The sequence below is a fragment of the Sulfobacillus sp. TH-112 genome (assembly GCF_057473405.1).
Window position 1 is genome coordinate 1 of the sequence record NZ_JBYCKN010000132.1, and the last position, 15,198, is coordinate 15,198.

A 15,198-nucleotide genomic window follows, 5' to 3' on the forward strand; every position below is an offset into this window, starting at 1 on the left:
AGGCGTCGTTCGCCGCTTTAGCGGATACCGAGACGATATTACACTCTTGGGAATGTCTTGCGCCAGAAATTCGACATTTATTGCGGGCGAAAAATCTTACATGGGATGTGGCACAGGTAGCGGTAAAGCCCCAAGGGGCAGTGGCCGGTGTGACTCTTGGCGGTACAGTGTATTTGCCACTTGCCGGATTGGTCGATGTGGAGCGAGAACGGGAGCGTGTCCAGCGTGCATTGGCAGAGACGGTGGGGGAACGAGATCGGACTCGCGCGCGGTTAGCCGATGAGAAGTTTGTGCAGCGTGCTCCTCAAGACGTGGTGCAGAAGGCTCGGGAGACCTTAAGTGAACTTGAGGCCCGCATGAGCCGATTGAAGGAACGTGAGGAGGCATTGTCATGAAAGAAAATTGGTGGCAAGGTCAATCCCGTTTTGGAATAAGGCCAGGATTAGAACGTATTACCGAGTTGTTGAAGCGATTGGGCAATCCTGAGCGGGCCTATCCGATCATTCATGTGGCGGGCACCAATGGCAAAGGGTCGGTGGCAGCCATGGTGACCGAGGCGCTCATGTCACAAGGACTGCGAGTCGGGTTAAACACCTCGCCTGACTTAGGCAATATCAACGAACGGGTGATGATTAATCGTGTGCCTCTGTCGGAGTACGACTGGGATGCGATCGCCGATGAGGTGGAGGTGGCTGGGGCGGAGATGGAGGATGTACCCACATTTTTCGAAGCCGTTACAGCCCTAGCTTTTTTGGCATTTGATCGCCATGCAGTCGATGTGGCTGTGATTGAGGTGGGGTTGGGCGGGCGGCTGGACGCGACCAATGTGATACCGTGCCCGATGCTGTCCATCATTACTCCAATTGCATTTGACCACATGGATCGCTTGGGAAATACCATTGAAGAAATTGCCAGCGAGAAAGCGGGCATTCTCAAAGCCGGAACGGAACTGGTGTTAGCGCGACAGCCATTTCCGTTAGCTCGCGAGGTGGTCTTGAAAACGGCTCAGCAATTATCCATCCCCACTTACGAACCGCATTTTGAGGCTTATATGACTGCGGATGGCGCTGAATTGCTCACCGGCGACGGTACCCAGGTCCGGGTCCCACTTTTGGGCGCTTATCAGACCGGGAATCTGGAAACTGCTTGGGAAGCCGTGGTGAGACTTTATCAGCGCGGGCTGATTCAGGACCTCGCGGTCGCCAAAAAGGCTCTCGGGCATGTCACCTGGCCAGGGCGATTCCAGGTGGTGTCAAGAGATCCCTTGATTGTGGTGGATGGGGCGCATAATCCTCATGGCATTGAGGGGCTGGTGACGACCTTAACGCGTTCTCCTTGGACGGACTGGAACTGGCATTTGCTCTATGGAGTGCTTAACGACAAACCCGGCGCTGAGATGTTAGAAAGGCTCTTACCCTTGGTTCATGATGTGGTGCTCACCCGCGTACCGGGTGAGCGGGGATCCGACCCTCGAGCATTACGCGGCGTGATTGATGCATCTCACCAGGTCCAAGTTGTGGATTCGTTGCAGGATGCGTATGCGGCGGCACGATCGGGCTTGCGTACGCGTCACGAGGCATTGCTCATTGCGGGGTCGCTGTCTTTGCTGATGTATCTCTCTCAATATGGATTGCTTCACTATTATCAAGGAGTAGCTGTCGATTGATGGCGAAGGAATTAGGATTTGCTGTCACTCTTGGTAGAATTCAGTGATTGCCCGCGATGGAAGTCGAATGGTATGCTGGTGAAGACCCTTGGAAGTTCTGCCTAAAGTTCTCATTGGTTGGGGGTTCATTAATCGCCCACGTGAGGATAGGTGTGGTTTTACAGCTATTGCCGGAGTGGTATGACGGCGTTCGGCATCCCGAAAATGGGTATTTTGGCGATGTTTGTGCGGGGTTCTGAGGATTATCCTGGTCGCCACCGATTGATTTCGGCATTATGAATGTTGATAGCGTGGCTGGCTAATGGGCCATATTACGAGCATCATTATTCTAGGACACGTTAGGTTCCGCCGACGGGGGTAGAGAGTGTGAAGTGGATATTAGCATCATCATCACCGCGTCGCCGCGAACTATTAACACAACTGGGCCTAGATTTTGATGTGGTGACACCGAATGTGGATGAAACACCCCGACTGGATGAAGCTCCCGAGGCACTGGTTCGGCGCTTGGCGGTGTTAAAGGCCGTGACGGTGGGCGAGCGCTACCCGCTTTTTGCCGTGTTAGGATCTGATACGGTGGTGGCGCTCGGGCGTACCATTCTTGGAAAACCACGCGATGAAGATCACGCGCGCGCTATGTTACAAATGTTAAGCGGGACTCGTCATCAAGTATATACTGGTGTGGCGATTTGGCAGGGATGTAAGGGACGAGGGTATGTACGAGTGAGTGTCGCTCACGTGACCTTTCGGCATTTATTGGCGTTAGAGATTGATGCGTACATCACAACCGGTGAACCATTGGACAAGGCTGGTGCCTATGCCATTCAAGGAACCGCTGGCCAATGGGTGGAGTCGTATGAAGGCAATCTTGAGACTGTTATCGGGTTACCGCGCGATGTGGTCGAAAGACTCATGGGACGGATTGATGGAGAGTTAAAGCATGGCGTTTAAAGAGTTGCCTAAGGACGAAAGACCGCGAGAGCGGCTCTTGAGTCATGGCTCAACAGTACTGTCTGACGTCGAGTTGTTGGCGGTCTTATTAGGGACAGGTACTCGTGGGCAGTCCGTCATGGAGTTAAGTCGAAATCTTTTACGCGACGGATGGGCACATTTGAGTCGCCGGACGCCACACGAATTGATGCAAACTCGCGGATTAGGAATGGCTAAGTCTGCCGTTCTTTCGGCTGCGCTCGAAATTGGTCATCGGGTAGAGCGGGAGTCCGTATCCCGCATTGAAACGCCAGCGGATGCGGTCCGATTGGTATCTGATCTGCGCGACCGGGATCAAGAAGAGTTTCGCATCATTTTGTTGAACACCAAGGGACTGGTTCTTGGTATTGAAACGCTGTTTCGTGGAGGATTAGATCGGGTGGAAGTATTTCCTCGAGAGGTCTTTCGCCCCGCAGTAGCCTACTCGGCAGCGTCTATCATTGTGGCGCACAATCACCCCAGCGGTGATCCTGAACCAAGTCGACAGGATCGCGAGCTAACCCGCCGCCTCGAGGCGTGTGGCGATTTGATGGGGATACGCGTCCTCGATCATGTAATAGTCGGACGGTCACGACATATGAGCCTGCATCAGGGGGAACTGACCGAATTAAGTTAGGGAGGAACAGATCTTGAAGGGATTGTTTGGATCTTTTTCCAAGGATATGGGAATAGACCTAGGAACCGCAAACACCGTAGTATTTGTACATGGGAAAGGCATTGTTTTGCAGGAGCCATCGGTGGTAGCCATTGATCAAATGACCGGCGAAATTATTGCCGTTGGTCAAGAGGCGAAGCAAATGGTGGGTCGGACACCGGGAAACATTCGTGCGGTTCGTCCCCTGAAGGACGGCGTCATTGCGGACTTTGATACCACGCAGGCAATGTTGAAATATTTTATTCGTAAAGCTACCACCAACATGCGATTTGTACATCCGATGGTGGTGATCGGTGTTCCTTCCGGCGTGACCGGGGTTGAGGAGCGGGCCGTCAAAGATGCGGCTATGCAAGCGGGAGCGCGTGAAGCATTGGTGATTGAAGAGCCCATGGCGGCAGCTATTGGAGCTGGCCTTCCGGTGAATGAACCGACCGGAAATATGATTGTAGATATTGGTGGGGGAACCACGGAAGTTGCCATTATCTCGTTGGACGGAATTGTCACGGCTCGCTCCGTGCGCGTGGCTGGGGACGAGATGGATGAAGCCATCGTCAACCACATCAAGCGCACTTATAACATGATGATTGGAGAGCGCACTGCGGAAGAAGTGAAGATGACCATTGGTTCGGCGTATCCGCCGGATACGGAGGAAACCTTGGATGTCCGTGGTCGCGATTTGGTTACAGGATTGCCGAAAACGCTTAAAGTCAGTTCCACCGAAATCCAACGGGCTCTGAGTGACACGGTGAATAGCATTGTGGAAGCCATCAAGGCCACACTAGAAAAGTCTCCTCCTGAACTGGCCGCTGATATTATGGACCGGGGCATTGTGATGACAGGTGGAGGATCGCTGTTAAGGAATTTTGACAAGCTGGTAAGCTCGGAAACCGGTATGCCAGTGCATGGCGCGGAAGATCCTTTGCTGACGGTTGTTCGAGGAACGGGAATGGCGCTTGACGATCAACATCATTTAGAGGCCCTACGACGCCGTAATCGTCGCTAAGGACTGACAGCGATTGACAGTCATCGTAGAGACAATGAGATATATTCATGGAGGCCGTCGAGGGGGCGGCCTCGATGAGAAATTTTTCTGGAGGAGAGGATTCGGGTGGGCGTCTTCATTTTTCGCTGGCGTCGTCCCATTATTATCGTCTTGGTGATAATGGTGGTTTCCGTCAGCCTGAGCTTTACGGCAAAGGTTCACCATAAGGTCGTGGCGCTCAGCAACATTATTAGTACCGTAGTATCGCCCGCTTCCTCAAGTTTAGCCTATCTGGGCAACAAGGTTGGCACTGGCGTGACCACGGTTGGCCAACTCTTTACGCTCGAGCAACAAAACACCGATTTGAAGCAAAAACTATTGCTGTATAATTCCATGAAACTGGAGCTATCAGAGCTCTCTCAGCAGAATAGTCAATTGCGAGGACTCTTGGACCTCAAACAGAAAGGCGCAGCCTGGAAGTTAGCTGCGGCCACAGTGATTTCTCGTAATCCCGATGATTGGTTTGACACGGTGGTGATTAATCGTGGTACGGACAGTGGAGTCCATTCCGGTATGGCGGTCATTGTTCCCCAAGGAGTGGTTGGTCGGGTGATTTCCTCCTCTCCCGTCACCTCTACGGTGATGTTAATTCTCGATCCGTCATCAGGATTGGGGGCTGAGGATGTGCAGTCACAGGCTGCTGGAGTTGTGGACGGACGCGATCCGATTACCGGAGAATTAACCTTTCAATTATTTGCTCACCATCCCAATGTGTTGCCGGGAGATGCCGTAGTCACCTCCAGTTATAGTGAATACTATCCTCCGGGACTCTTAATCGGCCAGGTACAAAGTGTTGCCAAAACAGCCTATGGATTGACTGAGACGGCCATTGTGAAGCCGTCAGTTAATTTCAATCAGTTAGATGATGTCATGGTGGTCCTGTCTCACCCGAGCGGTACCTCACTGCCCCCTATTTATGGTGGAGGTGGTCACTGATGTGGCAGTATCGGGCGATTACCTGGTTCCTGTTATTCTTGCTCGGATTGTTGATACAGACCGCTTTACTGCCACAGATATTTCCAACAGGATATGTTCCTGATCTGGTGCTACCTCTCACGGTGATTATCGCTCTTTACGAAACGCCACGCCGAGGTCTCATGGCTGGCCTGATGGGAGGACTGATGCAAGATGTTTGGGCGGGTCGCTTATGGGGGCTCAATGCGTTAACTTTTGCGCTTTTAGGATTTGTCATAGCCCACTTAGAATCCCGCATTGTGCGGGACAATGTTTTTGTCCCGGGACTGGTCGCTGGATTAGCCCAGTTGGTGGTCGTGCCATTCCAATGGCTGGTGTTGCACTTGTTTGGTTTCGACTTTTCATGGAGCCACTTTATGCAACCCCTCCCGATCTGGCTCTTATTTAGCATGCTGGTGACCCCAGCTATCGGAGGAATTTTGGGATTTAGACCGCGCCATGAGGTGGAAAATAAGTATTCGCGGTTGGTTCGTCGATAGACCATAGGGAGACGCCCTGGGGCACACTGCGTGCGCGTGGCGCCTTTTTTGGTGGGGATTGGCGATTTTTGGCATTAAATAGTTGTCCTATGAGACGCTTTCCTAGCAGGACTTCCGCTCTTGAAGGAGAACTTCATAACATGCTGACGTCAAATCGGGGAGGAAGGCATGGATAATTCATCCAGCCAGGACGAGAGGGATCGAGTCCGAGAGAAGTCTCGCTCTAAAAAGCAGAGCAGTCCACGTTCGCCGTCCCACCCACTCGAGGCCAGTGATGTCGGTCCGCATACGGCCCCGCCGTCTATGCCATTTGTGGAGCGTATGCTAGATCGCCATAGTGAGTGGACTTTAGAGGAAGAGGCACGTCGTCACCCCACCCTCTTAATTCGACGTACGCTGCGTTCTGGTCAGCATGTACGGTTTCATGGACATGTGGTGATTTTGGGCGATGTCAATCCCGGTGCTGAGGTGATTGCCGGCGGAGATATTGTTGTGATGGGGTGGTTGCGAGGACTGGCACACGCTGGCGCGGAAGGTAATGAACACGCGATGGTTTCGGCGTTTCGGCTTAATCCCACTCAGTTACGCATTGCCGGGTTTATCGGGCGGGCTCCAGACGAAGGAGAAGCGGTATTACCAGACGTTCCAGAATTTGCCGAGATTCGAGATGGGCGCTTGATTATTGACCGATGGCAGAAAAGTGTATTGACTAGTATGGGATAGGCATTCCGCTTTTTGGAATGGGATAGACAGAACGTATGGGGAGGAACCACCAGATGGGTGAAGCTATTGTGATTACATCCGGGAAGGGAGGGGTCGGAAAGACCACGACCACCGCCAATCTAGGCGCAGGTCTAGCTAAGGCGGGCCAAAAGGTGGCCTTGATTGATGCGGATATCGGTTTGAGGAACCTTGATGTGGTGATGGGCCTCGAAAATCGCATTGTCTATGACTTAGTTGATGTGGTTGAGGGGTTTGCCAAGTTGAAACATGCGCTCATTAAGGACAAGCGGTTTGAAAATCTTTACCTATTGCCGGCGGCACAAACCAGGGACAAGACGGCCGTGAGTCCAGATCAGATGAAGCAGCTGGTAGGCGAGATGAAAGAGGAATTTGATTTTGTGTTGATTGATTGCCCTGCGGGTATCGAGCAAGGATTTAAGAATGCGGTGGCAGGCTCGGACCGTGCGGTGGTGGTCGCGACACCGGAAGTGTCCTCGGTTCGAGACGCGGATCGCATTATTGGTCTCTTGGAAGCCGAAGAAAAGCACCATCCAGCCTTGATTGTCAACCGAATTCGTCCTAGCATGGTCAAAAAGGGCGATATGATGGATATTAATGACATGATAGAGATTTTGGCCATTGATTTACTGGGGGTCGTTCCCGATGATGAATTTATTGTCGTATCGACCAATCGTGGAGAGCCGGCAGTATTGAATATGCAGTCGCGGGCCGGAGAAGCTTATCGCAATATTACGCGACGACTGATGGGTGAAAATGTACCCATAATGAGTTTGGACGACGAGGCGCAAGGATTTATGGGGCGGTTGCGCAGGATGATGGGGCTCAAGGGATGAGCCGGGGAGGGAACGCCATGATGGACTTGTTCGCACGGGTATTTGGTCGGGACGATGCGAGCAAAGAGGTGGCCAAAGAACGTCTCCGTTTAGTGCTGGTACACGATAGAGCTAGCCTATCGCCGCAAGCGCTAGAAAATCTGAAGAATGATTTAGTGAAAGTGATATCACAGTATCTGGACATCGATGACCAGGGGTTTAAGGTGGATTTCTCACGCCATGATGACGCAATGGCACTGGTGGCAAACATACCGATTCGACGAAAGACGGGTCGCAACTTGCAATAATCACCAGATTCGTTCTCTTCACCCTGAAGCGGTCATGGTTTATACTGAATGCACTTCAGTCTAGGGGTTTGATGATGTGGGTAATCGCCGTTCTCGATTTCAGGTAGACTATTTTACCGTCGTGCTGATGTATCTTTTGGCCGCGGTGTCGGTATTTGTCATTGCAAGCGCTACTCGGTCCATTGCTCCAGCCCACGATCCGCTTTATTATGTGAAGCGCCAAATTATCTGGATGGTTCTTGGAACAGTAGTGCTTGTGGTGGTCTCTTCGATTAACTATGAGAAGTTTAAACACTACAGTCCCTACATTTACTGGACATCAGTCGCTCTCTTGGGGATAGTGATTGTGCATGGTAGTACAGCGCTTGGAGCGCAGCGTTGGATTCAGATTGGGCCTTTTCAGTTGCAGCCTTCGGAGTTCGCTAAGGTAGCCATTATTATTACATTAGCGGGGCATTTGGATAAGAAGAAGAACATTAAAACCTGGAGGGACATGGTATCGCCGTTAGTCCACGTGGCCATTCCCATGCTTTTGATTTTGAAGCAGCCCGATTTAGGGACAACCTTGGTCTTCGTGGCGATCACGGTCGGGATGTTCTATATGGCCGGGGTACCTTGGACAAAGATGCTCCTATTTCCGGCTGGACTCGGAGTCATCGTGCTATGGATCTATTTGCATTACCGGTTTGGTGTTAAAATTCCCATGCACTCCTATCAGTTGAATCGGCTCACGATTTTTCTGAATCCGGGGAAGGATCCCGAAGGATCCGGATTTAACGTGATTCAATCACGTATTGCCATTGGTACGGGCGGTCTGGTGGGCGGAGGGCTTATCGGAGCCCATACAAACCTCTTAGGGTTTTTGCCAGAGTCTTATACCGACTTCATTTATGCGGCGATCGGCGAAGAACTGGGATTTCTGGGATCCATGGCGATATTGTTTGTCTATTTGGTCTTAATTGCCCGGGCGGTGTACATTGCCTTTCAGTCCAAGGATCGCTACGGTCTTTTGCTAGCAGCCGGGGTCGCCTCAATGTTTGCTTTCCATGTCATTGAGAGCGCGGGTATGTCGTCGGGTATTATGCCGGTTGCTGGTGTGCCGTTGCCGTTTATGAGTTACGGCGGTTCTGCTTTTCTGGCGGACTCGGCCGGCATTGGTCTTTTACTCAATGTGTATGGAAGACGGAAACATGGAGGATATAAGCCGTCCATTGCGAATCCTCTTCCTGTGGTCTATTCGGACCAATATTCAGAACCTGATCCCATAGGAGGGCATTCTTGAGTACTTCATTGCCGATTACCCATTTTGATCAACACTGGGAGCTTATTATTAATGGTTGGACGCGCTATAGCCCGCTACTAAATCATTTTGTCGCTGACTTTAACAAATATGCCGTAGAAATATGGGCTGTAATTTTTTTGATCATGTGGTTTTGGCCACCCCTTCGGCAGACTCGCGCGCGCCGTGCAGTCATCTATGCGGTACTCGCTGGAGTGCTGGCGGTGGTGATTAACCTCGCTATTGCGCATGTGTTGCCCTATCGTCCGCGACCGTTTGTCTATGAACCGCAGTTGATTCATCAACTGGTCGCGCATCGTCGGGATACCTCATTTCCCAGTACCCATGCGGCAGGAAGTTTCGGTATTGCTGTGGGACTCTTTTATGCCGGATTTAGCGATGGGCTCTGGGCGCTATTGTTGGCTGCGGCCATTGCAGTGGCGCGGGTCTTTGCTGGATTGCATTGGCCGACGGATGTATTGGCTGGAGCGGCCGTGGGGGTTGTATCAGGAGTCGTGGTATTGATGGCGCGTGGTTGGGTAGAATGGTTGGTAAAGCTATTGTTTGGGATTTTTGGTATGAAACCGGAGCGTGACTATCGACGACACACGTAAATGGCCCTCTTGCACTAGCGTATATGGTGTTTTTAGGAGTGAGTATCTGGTTAAGACACCGAGAATCGCCCCGCGTCCGGGCTGCTCTCGGTGTCTTTGCTATTATCGGGGCCGCAACGGTCTCGGTGGCCATGCTGGCCAGAGACCCCAATTTTGTTGTGGGGATATTGGTCGCTTTGCTGATGGGAGAATTCTGGTTATGTGGAATAATGCCCAATACTGGAATGGTTGTGGCGTTGGGGGTATTGATTGGCGTGATGGAGTATGCGCATGATGGGATAGGCATCATGGGGCTGACTGGTGGAGCGAGCATGGCCTATGGCATTATTCGCTATGCTGAGAGGTCAAAAGGGTCTCCAAGATCGAAAAACGAAGCCAGAGTGGTACCATATGTCCAACACGTTTTCTTGTGCCAGGGGAAAGCCTGTCAGACTCGAGGTGCCGACCTCATTTATGCAGCTATGATGTCTCAGAGTGATTTCAAGATGCGGAACGGGGTCCGCTTAAATCGCACTGAGTGCTTAGGTCAGTGTGTAGAGGGACCGTTGGTCTGGATTGAGCCCAGCGGGACTCTATATTGTCGGGTAGGGCCAGGGGCGTTACGCGCGATGGTCGAGCAGGTCGACGGGAGGAATCAGCCGTGAAGGCCGATGTGTTGGTATTTTTAGCGATTGATCTGGCGCTGCTCTCTGGTGTTTTTTTAATGCTGGTGAAAATCCATAGTCGGTTGGAGCGACTGGAGAAACGACTCTATTCCCGTTCCTCATCGGGGCGTCAAAAAAAACCTTCGATAAAAAAGGATTCAGGACGTTAATGGCGTAATTAGCGCATAGAAGAGGCGGTGAAGTCAATGCGCAACGTCCTGGTGACGGGTGCGACAGGATTTTTGGGTCATGAAGTATCGAGCCGACTGATGCGGATGGGATATCGCGTGGTGGGATTAACACGCCAACTTCGGGACGATTTGGCGGTGGTTCCGATGCTTGGGGACTTGTTGAGTCCGAACCCATTCGAGGGCCCTGAGCTAGTGTTTGATGCCATTATTCATTGCGCTGGACATCACCCCGGTGAGACTGGGGCTGTTGAAGAACTGCATGAGCACGGGACAAGAAGAATTATCGAAGAAGCGCGCAAGCGGAATATTAAACGTTTTATCTATATTAGTGCGATGGGAGCAGGATTTCACTCCGATACCCGGTTTCAGCAGAGTAAATGGGTCGCTGAACAGATTGTGGTGCATTCCGGGCTGGAATATACCATTTTACGTCCCCATCTCATGTTCGGCCAGGGATCGCGGACATTTCAACGACTGGAAGCGGCAGCCAACCGTCCCTTTGCCATGCTGCCTGAATCTCAGCCTCTGATTCAGCCGGTGTATGTGGGCGATGTGGCAGAGATTGCAATGCGTTCCTTGTGGCTCGACCGGTCCATTGGACAGATTTATGACATGGGTGGACCGCATAGTATGAGATTAGAAGATGTAGTGCGGCATATCGCCCGAGATTTGCATCTGTTTAGAATCACCACTTTCCAAGTTCCCAAACGCTACTCTCGACAAATTTTGCGTAAGATTGGACGTGTAGGGCCTATTTTAACGGGCGAAGAGTGGTCGTTTGTTCAACATGAAGTGACTCGTCAGGATTCTCGCTGGCTTTTAGATTATGGTGTATTGCCGCATTCACTGGCGGTCTATTACTCATCATTGATTTAGCGGGCTTAAAGTTTGGGCGATGGTTCAACGGGTTTGTCGTCTGAATGCTACTAGGGTCATCAGGAAACTGGGTGACCCTTTCTTGGTTGAAAAAGTGCTGTTGGCAGGCAGGGTGCCGCCGTTAGGGGAAGTGCGATCTAGTAGAGTCCCAATGTGATCGTCATGTGATAGCCCGATTCGATGCGTCGCTCCGTCTGCACGTCCGAAACGGCGGACATGTTGGGGTCTCTTGAGACATACAATCTCTCAGGAGATGATATCGATGGCTGACCCGCAAACCTGGCCTCATACCCCCACCGCGGGAGATGCCGATGGACCCCCTCGGATGCGCTGGGTACGATGGCTTATCTCGGGACTGACCCTGTTGACGGTAGCATTCATTTTTCATACGTCTGGGCGGGTGGCGCGTCATATGGTCATTGCGACTCGCCATTGGATGACCACATCGTTTCACTTGCCGAAGGGCACACTTAACCATGTGCCTGTGGCATTACAACGGTTGCTATCGGATTCATCGAGGGTTCATAAACCACTGGCGCTTTCGTCACGAGATTGGATTGCACCGGTGAATGGGGCTCAGGTTCACACCAGTTTTGGATGGCATGGGAGTGGAAGTGAGGCTCAATTTGAATCTGGCGTGGTCCTTGCCGTTACTCGGCACAGTCCGGTGTTGTCAGGCATTTCCGGCGTGGTTAGCGCGGAGACGTCCAACCAACTCACAGTCCATGCAGCCGATGGCTACACGGTCAGCATAGGGCCCTTGTCGGCCATGACGACACGCTTACACCAACACATTTCGCCCACCGACATCGTGGGAAAGACCGCCGGGACCGTTCTGACTATCGATGTGACTCGTGATAACTACCCGGTTAATCCACTGTCGCCTACGCTCTATGGAACGCGCTGGCTTAGGCATTAAGGTGCGCCAGAGGTCGCTTTGTCGGCGCATTCATATCCAACCCCTATTTTTGGTGGTTTTGGCCATCTATTGGTTTGCAGGCGATGGCAAGATGATGGCCATTGCCTTTTTGGCGGTCACTCTGCACGAACTCACTCATGCTGTGGTGGCGGAGTCATACGGACTTACGGTCGAACGCATCGAAATATGGCCATTTGGCGGAGTGGCCCGGATTCATGGACTCGAAGCCCAAGAGCCTTATGTAGAAACAATGATTGCGGTTGCGGGTCCGCTACAGAATTTCTTTCTAGCGGCAATAGCGTGGGCGTTTGATCGTGCGCTGCCATTTAATCCATCCGTACTGACCCTTTTTATCGATACCAACCTGGCGCTGGCAGCGGTCAACTTATTGCCCGTTGCCCCCTTAGACGGAGGGCACTTGGCGCGCATCTATCTTGCACGTACCGTCGGCTACCAAAAGGCCGAGGAGCGAGTGCGTGAAGCCGGATTATGGCTAGCGCGCCTGCTATTTGCGCTGACCTTGGTGCTGTTCGTGTTTGGACGGGTGATGCTGGGTATGGGGATTTTTGCGGGATTTCTCTATTGGGCGGCGTACAAATCCCCGCACCAGGCCCCGTACTTGATTATTCGCGACCTAGGGCAGCGGCTCTTAGGATTTCAGCGTCGCCCGATTTGGCCAGTAGACGATTTTGCGGTGCGGTCAGATGTGGCAGTGGGTGAGGTGATCCGCATTATGCGTCCCCTGAAATATCATCGGGTCGTGGTGCTTGATGCCCAATTGCACCGTGTCGGCGTACTCTATGAAGACGTGTTGCTCGAGGCGTTAGAACAACGCGGACCTCTATGTGCACTTGACGAGCTATTGCGTCCACCATAATTGACTGAGAAGCAGATCATGGTATGATAGTCAAGAGGTATCCTGGGCGTGGGTTCACCTCGACAAAGTTTTGAAATTTTAGAGAATCTATCGTATGAGGAAGGGGTTTCTTATGCCACGGCGCAAGCGTCGCCGTTGGGGGATTTTGCCAGCCTTAGTCGCGGCTGACACGGCGGAAGATGCGTCCGGTGAAAAATCCCTGGGGGACGCAGGTTTTGATGGCGCCCCTGTTGAGCCGGACCCTAAAGTTTTTAAAGAATTGTTGGTCAATTACGGAGCGCATGAGAGTCGCTTAGCGATTGTTGAAGATGGTCAGTTGGTGGAGTTCTATAGTACCCACGAAGATGAAGACCATGCTGCGGGGAATGTCTATAAAGGGCGGGTGGAGAACGTCTTGCCAGGGATGCGCGCAGCGTTCGTGAATTTAGGATTGGAAAAAAACGCGTTTCTCTATGTAGATGATGCTCACGCAGAAGATCGAGAGCAAAAAAAATCGAAGACCATTCAAGATGTATTAAAGGTTGGCCAAGAAATTGTAGTGCAAATTGTCAAAGAACCGATAGGAAACAAGGGGGCTCGGGTGACCACCGATATTAGTCTGCCAGGCCGGTTCTTAGTCTTGACGCCTTATGCAGAAACGGTCGGGGTTTCTCGGCGTATCGATAGCGAGAGAGAACGGGAGCGACTGCGCGAGATCGCCGAAAAAATCCGACCCAAAGGTATGGGAATCATCGTTAGGACCGTGGCAGAAGGCGCCTCTCAACGCGCTCTGATGCGGGACCTGGCGTATCTGCGCCGAGTGTGGTCCAGGGTTCGGCACAAAGGCCGTACGTCTAAGGCGCCGCAGCTACTGCATCGGGAAGCGGGTCTCATTGCGCGTAGTCTGCGAGACCATATGGACGAGAGCGTTGACAAATTTATCATTGACGATGCACACGCATTTTTAAAGACCAGAGAATTGGCTCAGTCGCTGTCACCAGGACTTAAAAATCGTATCGAATTGTATCAAAGTGGCATGCCGCTGTTTGAGGCGCGAGGGATTGAAGCTGAACTGGATCGAGCGCTGAAACGGCGTGTATGGTTGAAATGTGGTGGGTATTTAGTCATTGATGAAACGGAAGCGCTGACCGTTATTGATGTGAATACGGGAAAAAATGTGGGCACCACCGATCTTTCAGATACGGTGCTGGCTACCAACATTGAGGCGGCCGTGGAGATTGCACGTCAACTGCGTCTGCGAGATATCTCCGGTATCGTCGTGGTTGACTTTATTGACATGGAAAATGAGTCCGATCAAACGGAGGTCATCAAGACATTTCAGCGGGCGCTCAGAGACGATCGAACGCGGGTGACCGTGCTGGGATTAACCCGGTTAGGTCTATTAGAGATGACTCGGAAGAAAGTGCGAGAAAGCTTGCTTAACCAATTGACTCGAGTGTGCCCAGTCTGTGAAGGGCGCGGTCATGTTCTCTCGGAAGATGTTATCGCCCGTCGCGTGCGCTATCGCATCGTGGAAAAATTTCGGGAGACTGAGGCCGAGGCGATCCTGGTGGAGACCCATCCTCTAGTCGCCGCGCACCTTATTGGTCCCGGTGGCAGTAACTTACGTTTACTGGAACATGATACGGGGAAGGCCGTATTTGTTCGCGGGGTGGACGTGGTGGATATGAACTTTGTGGACTTCGTGAGCGTGGGCGAACGATCAGAAGTCGAACGGTTGGCTTTGCCCGTCCATGACGGGGATCGGCTTGAGGTGGAAATTGAAGAGCGGCACGCTACCAACGCTAAAGATGGGATCGCACGACTGTCGGGGTATGTGATTGATATAGAAGGTGGCGGGCTCCACGTGGGAGATCATGTCAACATTGAGATTGTACGTGCGCTGAGAACCTTTGCTACTGCACGAATTGTTCGCGAAGCACTCAGTGAAGTGCAGACAACCACATAGAGAAGAAAATCGGTCATACAATGGATGGAGCAGCTTCCTGATTTGTCAGAAGCTGCTCTTTTTCGTGCAAAAGAGCTAATGTTCTTGATAGTTTGCCATAATTACCATATTGAGGCACACTTAAAAGGGGAATGAGGGGATACTGGACGATTCAACTGGCGCATTCCGACTCGGCCACACAG

17 protein-coding genes and 1 pseudogene are annotated in these 15,198 nt (G+C 51.9%); all 18 read left to right on the forward strand.

From position 1 onward, the window contains the following. Positions 1 to 395: pseudogene (locus tag ACOJWD_RS09100) on the forward strand (valine--tRNA ligase); the annotation flags it as partial. Then, the gene (locus ACOJWD_RS09105; protein ID WP_486992912.1) at positions 392 to 1,666 is read left to right on the forward strand and encodes a bifunctional folylpolyglutamate synthase/dihydrofolate synthase; all 1,275 of its coding nucleotides are present in this window, start codon (positions 392 to 394) and stop codon (positions 1,664 to 1,666) included. The pseudogene ACOJWD_RS09100 and the gene ACOJWD_RS09105, both read left to right, overlap by 4 nt. 366 nt (positions 1,667 to 2,032) lie before the next feature. Beyond that, positions 2,033 to 2,614 (forward strand): Maf family protein, encoded by a 582-nt coding sequence (locus ACOJWD_RS09110; protein WP_486992913.1) that lies wholly within the window; start codon positions 2,033 to 2,035, stop codon positions 2,612 to 2,614. Next, entirely contained in the window at positions 2,604 to 3,269 is a 666-nt protein-coding gene (gene radC / locus ACOJWD_RS09115) for a RadC family protein (protein WP_486992914.1), read from the forward strand. The genes ACOJWD_RS09110 and radC overlap by 11 nt, the downstream gene beginning before the upstream one ends. Before the next feature lie 10 nt (positions 3,270 to 3,279). Beyond that, positions 3,280 to 4,311 (forward strand): rod shape-determining protein, encoded by a 1,032-nt coding sequence (locus tag ACOJWD_RS09120; RefSeq protein WP_486992948.1) that lies wholly within the window; start codon positions 3,280 to 3,282, stop codon positions 4,309 to 4,311. 105 nt (positions 4,312 to 4,416) lie between these two features. Further along, positions 4,417 to 5,286 (forward strand): rod shape-determining protein MreC, encoded by an 870-nt coding sequence (gene mreC / locus ACOJWD_RS09125; RefSeq protein ID WP_486992915.1) that lies wholly within the window; start codon positions 4,417 to 4,419, stop codon positions 5,284 to 5,286. Next, a complete protein-coding gene (gene mreD / locus ACOJWD_RS09130) occupies positions 5,286 to 5,804 on the forward strand; it encodes a rod shape-determining protein MreD (protein ID WP_486992916.1) in 519 nt (172 codons plus the stop codon). Before mreC ends, mreD begins: the two co-directional genes overlap by 1 nt. Positions 5,805 to 5,972: 168 nt before the next feature. Further along, a complete protein-coding gene (gene minC / locus ACOJWD_RS09135; RefSeq protein ID WP_486992917.1) occupies positions 5,973 to 6,527 on the forward strand; it encodes a septum site-determining protein MinC in 555 nt (184 codons plus the stop codon). A gap of 53 nt (positions 6,528 to 6,580) precedes the next feature. After that, positions 6,581 to 7,381 (forward strand): septum site-determining protein MinD, encoded by an 801-nt coding sequence (minD, locus tag ACOJWD_RS09140; protein ID WP_486992918.1) that lies wholly within the window; start codon positions 6,581 to 6,583, stop codon positions 7,379 to 7,381. A 17-nt stretch (positions 7,382 to 7,398) separates the two neighbouring features. Next, on the forward strand, positions 7,399 to 7,668 hold the full coding sequence (gene minE / locus ACOJWD_RS09145) for a cell division topological specificity factor MinE (protein ID WP_486992919.1): 270 nt from the start codon (positions 7,399 to 7,401) through the stop codon (positions 7,666 to 7,668). Positions 7,669 to 7,744: 76 nt separating this feature from the next. Then, positions 7,745 to 8,950 (forward strand): rod shape-determining protein RodA, encoded by a 1,206-nt coding sequence (gene rodA / locus ACOJWD_RS09150; protein WP_486992920.1) that lies wholly within the window; start codon positions 7,745 to 7,747, stop codon positions 8,948 to 8,950. Continuing rightward, positions 8,947 to 9,561 carry a phosphatase PAP2 family protein gene (locus ACOJWD_RS09155; RefSeq protein ID WP_486992921.1) on the forward strand — a complete coding sequence of 205 codons (615 nt, stop codon included), beginning with the start codon at positions 8,947 to 8,949 and terminating at the stop codon, positions 9,559 to 9,561. Before rodA ends, ACOJWD_RS09155 begins: the two co-directional genes overlap by 4 nt. Positions 9,562 to 9,599: 38 nt before the next feature. Next, positions 9,600 to 10,205, forward strand: coding sequence for a (2Fe-2S) ferredoxin domain-containing protein (locus ACOJWD_RS09160; protein ID WP_486992922.1), 606 nt, complete (start codon positions 9,600 to 9,602; stop codon positions 10,203 to 10,205). Beyond that, positions 10,202 to 10,375, forward strand: a complete 174-nt coding sequence (locus ACOJWD_RS09165; protein ID WP_486992923.1) for a hypothetical protein — start codon at positions 10,202 to 10,204, stop codon at positions 10,373 to 10,375. The genes ACOJWD_RS09160 and ACOJWD_RS09165 overlap by 4 nt, the downstream gene beginning before the upstream one ends. A 36-nt stretch (positions 10,376 to 10,411) precedes the next feature. Continuing rightward, the gene (locus ACOJWD_RS09170) at positions 10,412 to 11,272 is read left to right on the forward strand and encodes an SDR family oxidoreductase (RefSeq protein ID WP_486992924.1); all 861 of its coding nucleotides are present in this window, start codon (positions 10,412 to 10,414) and stop codon (positions 11,270 to 11,272) included. Positions 11,273 to 11,534: 262 nt separating this feature from the next. Continuing rightward, positions 11,535 to 12,191: a hypothetical protein gene (locus ACOJWD_RS09175; protein ID WP_486992925.1), complete on the forward strand. Its 657-nt coding sequence runs from the start codon at positions 11,535 to 11,537 to the stop codon at positions 12,189 to 12,191. Beyond that, positions 12,127 to 13,068: a M50 family metallopeptidase gene (locus ACOJWD_RS09180; RefSeq protein WP_486992926.1), complete on the forward strand. Its 942-nt coding sequence runs from the start codon at positions 12,127 to 12,129 to the stop codon at positions 13,066 to 13,068. Before ACOJWD_RS09175 ends, ACOJWD_RS09180 begins: the two co-directional genes overlap by 65 nt. Positions 13,069 to 13,180: 112 nt before the next feature. Beyond that, positions 13,181 to 15,016 carry an Rne/Rng family ribonuclease gene (locus ACOJWD_RS09185; RefSeq protein ID WP_486992927.1) on the forward strand — a complete coding sequence of 612 codons (1,836 nt, stop codon included), beginning with the start codon at positions 13,181 to 13,183 and terminating at the stop codon, positions 15,014 to 15,016. The last annotated feature ends 182 nt before the right edge of the window (positions 15,017 to 15,198 follow it).